Source organism: Psychromonas sp. (assembly GCF_041586535.1).
Lineage (GTDB): Bacteria > Pseudomonadota > Gammaproteobacteria > Enterobacterales > Psychromonadaceae > Psychromonas.
In genome coordinates this window covers 1-5,454 of record NZ_JBFGZY010000193.1, presented here as the reverse complement: position 1 = coordinate 5,454, position 5,454 = coordinate 1, and the positions used below count along the sequence as shown (strand labels likewise).

Here is a 5,454-nt window from a genome sequence, read left to right as displayed (position 1 = left end):
GGAACGATTTTGAACAGCTTTAGCTGGCCACAAAGTGGTGAAGAACAGGACGTTCTGAATCAAATCAATAACAAAGACTAAAACGTAGTTTTATGTCTAGCTAGCATTCATTTTAACAAGCATAAATGAATAGATAATTATCGGATTTGGTCTTGCACTCAATACCTATACAAAAAACACGGAAAAGTTATCTTACCGCATAAAACAACCAAATCAATCTGTTATCTATGCAGCTTTAAGAAGGGAAATATACGTGTGGTTGTGGAACCTGTCAGCTAGAGCACCATATAGTTTAAAAAACGAACGCCAGAGCTGACTGAAAATCGCTCAGGCAAGGCGTGTTAGCGAAGGAATAGAGATCTCTTTCGAGCTGACACAACGCAGAATGAGCGATTTTTAGGCGCTCCCGAAGGGCGAGGCCCAAATTGTCGCATGTTGCGTTAAATTTTTTCGATTTAGGCCCACTAGATCTTCAAAAATTTGTCTTACCTGCGACCATTCGGGCTCTCGCTGGTGCTGTTTTTTTAAACTACATGGTGCTCTAGACAGCGCTAACAAACTGTTTTAATTGACAATCAGAACATGCAAGGGAGGGGTGATAGTTTTTAGATCCTATAAAATGCTCCCCCGCGCTAAATAATTTGCGGGTTAGCGCAGGGGCAGCCTGATGGCCTGATTAGTTGAATTACTGCTTGTCTGAAGGTGTGGATTTGAATTGCTCAGAGTCTTTACCATTTTCCTCGATATCTGTTACCGGAATCTCCTCATCGCTCAGTGCGCGGCGATAAAGCTCCTGCTTGCTATGCAGGCCCTCTCCTTTTCCATAAGGCATAAAAAACAGATCCCGCTTATTCGGATGCAGCAGTTTGTTGGCATGTTTGATAGGACACCAATATTGCTCTGTACGTGCGATGATTTCACGTGAATAAGCGATAAGCCCTACCCCGTAAGCGCAATAGCTGCAATTAATTTTTTCAATTACATTCAGGTAAGCAAGGTGGTGTCGGTCAAAAATCATATAATCTGATCTTGATACTCTGGGAATATGGTAAAGCCGGAAACAGACAAATTGGTAGAGGGTAATGCAGATATCCAAAATAACTATTGGTACTATCATAGCGTAGATAAAAGGCGCCGATAACAGGTTATTCAGCTTGCTTGTTCTTAACCAGCGAAAAATCCCCACCTTCAGCTTTTTCTGGGCTTCTTTGAACTTCTTCTCAAATTCAATGCGGGTACCGTTGACACGATAACGAATCTCTTTTTCCTGCTTCTTCAGAATAACGCTTAATTCATCTTCTAACCCTCTGATTTGTTGAACTAATTTCTTTACCTGTTCATTCACAGTTTCTCTCCCTGGGAGTCAGAATAATGCCTTAACAGTAGTTCTTAACTGACATTAATACTAGGACCTGTTGTTTCAATTCCAAAGAGATTGCTATTCTTTTGCGAACACGCATTTTTCTGAGCGTTTTTTAACCTGCTGTAAGGGATGGTTTTAAACGATATGGCAATAAAGTAAAAAGCACTTTTTCTCCTACAGAGATGCAGTTAAGGCGGGTTAGGCTATCGCCGTAGTTTTGGCGATAAGCTAGTCTAAACAGACTTAAAAAAGATGACTATTACAGAGCAGTACAATCACTTATCGACAACAAAAAACGTCTTGACTTTGCAACCGATTATCTCTCAATTCAACAGCTTGCAATGCTTAAACTAGCGCAGCCAAAAGTACAATTTTATGATATTCATCCAGAGGTGATGCAAATGAGAATGATCAAATCGGCAGAAGAGATTGAATTAATTAAACATGGTGTACGCACTGCGGACATTGGTGGTGCCGCCTGCACCGCTGGTATTGCTGAAAATGTTCAGGAATTTGAAGTTGCATTAGCTGAAAATGCTGCAATGACACGGGAAATAGCCAGTACTTTTCCCCACATATACCCATGTTACTTCAAAATGCTTTGTCAGGCACGAGCTCGGAGACCAGAGCAAGACGCAACATGAGGTAATGGTTATTCCCTTTTCGATTGGTGCTACGCAGCACTGGTTTTCGAGCTAGCGCCCCGTAGGGCAAAGTAAATTGCATCAATCTGCTTTGTTATAAAATTTCTATGTAGAATAACTATACTTCAATTTTATGTCTGGCATCTCGGCACAATTTGCCTTGCTGACTTTGCATCTTGAAGTATCATGGGTATATAACTGCGTGATACCTGGACTTGGTTCCAATCCGGGATCAATACAGATGAGGCACGCAACCCTATTACCAGTCGTCCTTTAACTGGATGGTATCAGAAGCAGTTCCGCTCAATAAAACACTTTGATATATAGCCCCCCCCTTATCTTTTTATTGGGAAAAAGGTTTGGTATTCCTTTCTTTCATGCTTAGTCATTGATATTTTCCAAGAATGAAATAATTCTTACCAATAGCCGGTCTTGTAGATAAGAGGCGATTTTGTGGAAGAACTGATCAGTATTTATCCCATCAATGGATTTCTGGCAGATATCAGCAAATTCAGCAGTCGCTTGGTTAAACCAACACAGCAAAGCGAGATATTATGAAAAATATAATGGGTTTAGTTCTGTCAACATCGATACTTTGTTACGCATCATTAGCAAATGCGGATAAAGCTGTGTTAGCGGGCGGCTGTTTCTGGTGCATGGAAGCGGATTTTGAAAAACTACCGGGGGTAACGGACGTTATCTCCGGCTTTACCGGCGGTACAGTCGAAAATCCTACCTATCAGGGAAACCATGACGGCCACTACGAAGCGGTGCAGATTACTTATGATCCGGAAAAAGTCAGTTACCAGGACTTATTAGATCATTACTGGGTAAATATTGATCCCTTTGATGGTAGAGGGCAATTCTGCGATAAAGGTGAAAGTTATTTAAGTGCTATTTTCGTCGCTAATGAGCAGGAACGAAACCTGGCGGAACAATCGAAGCAGCTCGTTAAAGATAAATTTCCTGATAAAAACGTGGTCACACCTATTTTAAATGCCGGTACTTTTTATCCTATCAAAGGTAATGAAAGTTACCATCAGGATTTTTATAAAAACAATCCATTACGTTATAAAGCTTACCGTTGGAATTGTGGCCGTGATAAACGCTTAAAAGAAATTTGGGGTGAGCCTCTTAGCCATAAAAAGATGACCGATAAAAGTGCGAAATACACCATCCCCAGCAAAGCACAATTAAAAGAAAAATTAACGCCTTTGCAATATAAAGTAACTCAGGAAGCGGGTACTGAGCGTCCCTTTAATAATGAATACTGGGATAACAAGCAAGCGGGGATCTATGTCGATATTGTCTCGGGTGAACCGCTTTTCAGCTCGCTTGATAAGTACAAATCCAATACCGGATGGCCAAGTTTTACTAAACCACTCGAGCCTGCAAACATTGTTGAAAAAGAAGATAGGAGCTGGTTTTCAGTAAGAACGGAAGTACTAAGCAAACATGCTGGCTCGCACCTTGGCCATGTGTTTAATGACGGCCCAGCACCGACCGGGCTGCGTTATTGTATGAACTCGGCTGCGTTAAAGTTTATTCCTGCAGAAGACCTGGAGGAACAAGGGTATGGCATGTATAGCAAATTATTTGCTAAAAACTAAAAAGGGGTTGTGAATAATGCTTACCCTCCTTCCATTTTTCTTGTAGTGAGGCAAATGAAAGAACACGCAAACTTTTTAGTTTTTGATTCACTATAGGAGAAATGGATATAATACCAATCTAAGTAACCTCAATTCTGGATAATGGAATCGTAATCCCCTTTAATATCAGAAGATTAAAGTTTTGCATTATACACTGCTGTTAGTTTTGTGGAGTTCAAGGCAAATAATCGAAGCAATAGCTGGCTATTGGGAGGTGATTTAACGCAGAAATACGCGAAAATAACGGTGCTGTATCGATTTGCTTATCCAGAATTGAGGTTAAGTAAATATCTAATCCATCTTGCTGGTTAAAATTAACGATAACTGCGTTGTTTTCAATCCCAATAGCCTGCTATTGCTCAATCAAACGCCTTGCTGTCATTAATTTTAGCGACGCAATATTAGATCATTTACTTACTTAGACTGGTATAATGAACTTACTGTGAACAAATCCTGCGCATTAACGAGTTAATTTAGTCGGAGTTGCTGATGCACCGATTAGCTAGGTTATCAGGTTTTAATATTTGTAATTGATATAAGTTGAAGATGAAAGACACACTAAAAAATCTATCTGAGATAGTCGCCAGGGCGAATGATTTGTTCTACAGCAAGTTTGAAAAGCTCGATCCCATAATGGGAATAATTGATAAGGCCTTGCGCAAGCAAGGTATCGAAGCGGATGCAATTACCATCGATTGCATCACTCTTGACAAGAAGATAATTATTCTTATCCATGATGATAAACCTGGTACTGTGGGCATTGCATTGGGTAATAAAGACGGTGACATTTATTCATCTTCTGAATACGCTATTAGCGAAATATCAGAAGAGTTGATGATAAGAGTCATGGAAGAGAACTTCATAATAAACGTAAGTAAACAAACCTAAGTTGCAGCACCCGGAGTCGATAAAATTGTCGTGGTTTTTGCTAAGTAACCTCAGTTCTGGATAATGGAATCGTAATTTCCTTTAATATCAACACATTGAATTATTCTATCATACAGTGCTTTTAGTTTTGTGCAGTTCAAGGCAAATCATCGAAGCAATAGCTGGCTATTGGGAGATGATTTAACGCAGAAATACGCAAAAATAACGGTGCTGTATCGATTTGCTTATCCAGAGTTGAGGTTAAGTACTTAGTGAAAAGTTATCAGGTACTTTATGCAATTCCGTACTGTCTATTATACAGAACGCCTCCACGGGGCCTCGGCTTTAGCCCTGACTCTTATACACAAGTCTGTAACCATTGCTGGTGTTCTTTATTCTTTCGGGGCGCAGGATTTATCCTGCAAATAAAGGTAAAATTTAATAAATTTGCTATTCCGCCCTTGACGGCGTGTAGACTATAAGAAACCGAAACGCAGTTTCGCAGTTCGACAAGTCATGCTCTTTGCACTGCAAAGAAAACAGGGCACGCAGAGCTTTGCCCGCTCGTAACGCTATGCTGTCGCATAACTCGCCCAAAAGAAAGGCTGCCCAAACCATTTTTTTATCTTGTACTGCTCAAGCACTTTTTAACGCACCATCCCTGTACTGGCAGAGATTAGGGAAATCTAGTCCGAGCCTTCTCATGAACCTAAACTGTCGTTTAATTCGCTCCATGATTTTCCTTGCTAAAGTACTTGCTCAATACAAGAAAAATGGATGGGGGAAACGTAGCCAATTTGGATTGCTATCCAAATTCCACAATCATGGAACTTTTCTATAAGAGTCAGGGCTTTAGACGAGCTTGGTGATAGCGCGGCTAAGGCCGCGGCCCCAGACAGAAAACTAACTACCTGACAATTTATATAGGAAT

4 protein-coding genes are annotated in these 5,454 nt (G+C 40.5%); 3 read left to right on the top strand and 1 reads right to left on the bottom strand.

Translation table 11 applies throughout. The features are described 5' to 3' along the window. Nucleotides 1-685: 685 nt before the first annotated feature. Nucleotides 686-1,345 (bottom strand): hypothetical protein, encoded by a 660-nt coding sequence (locus tag ABZA00_RS16145; protein ID WP_372883176.1) that lies wholly within the window; start codon nt 1,343-1,345, stop codon nt 686-688. Nucleotides 1,346-1,764: 419 nt separating this feature from the next. Between ABZA00_RS16145 and ABZA00_RS16140 the strand changes: the two genes are divergently transcribed. The 3 genes from ABZA00_RS16140 to ABZA00_RS16130 all read left to right on the top strand — a co-directional run bounded on the left by ABZA00_RS16140 (nt 1,765) and on the right by ABZA00_RS16130 (nt 4,544). Beyond that, nucleotides 1,765-2,007: a hypothetical protein gene (locus ABZA00_RS16140; RefSeq protein WP_372883175.1), complete on the top strand. Its 243-nt coding sequence runs from the start codon at nt 1,765-1,767 to the stop codon at nt 2,005-2,007. A 566-nt stretch (nt 2,008-2,573) separates the two neighbouring features. Continuing rightward, entirely contained in the window at nt 2,574-3,617 is a 1,044-nt protein-coding gene (gene msrB, locus ABZA00_RS16135) for a peptide-methionine (R)-S-oxide reductase MsrB (protein ID WP_372883177.1), read from the top strand. Nucleotides 3,618-4,202: 585 nt separating this feature from the next. After that, nucleotides 4,203-4,544: a hypothetical protein gene (locus tag ABZA00_RS16130; protein ID WP_372883174.1), complete on the top strand. Its 342-nt coding sequence runs from the start codon at nt 4,203-4,205 to the stop codon at nt 4,542-4,544. The last annotated feature ends 910 nt before the right edge of the window (nt 4,545-5,454 follow it).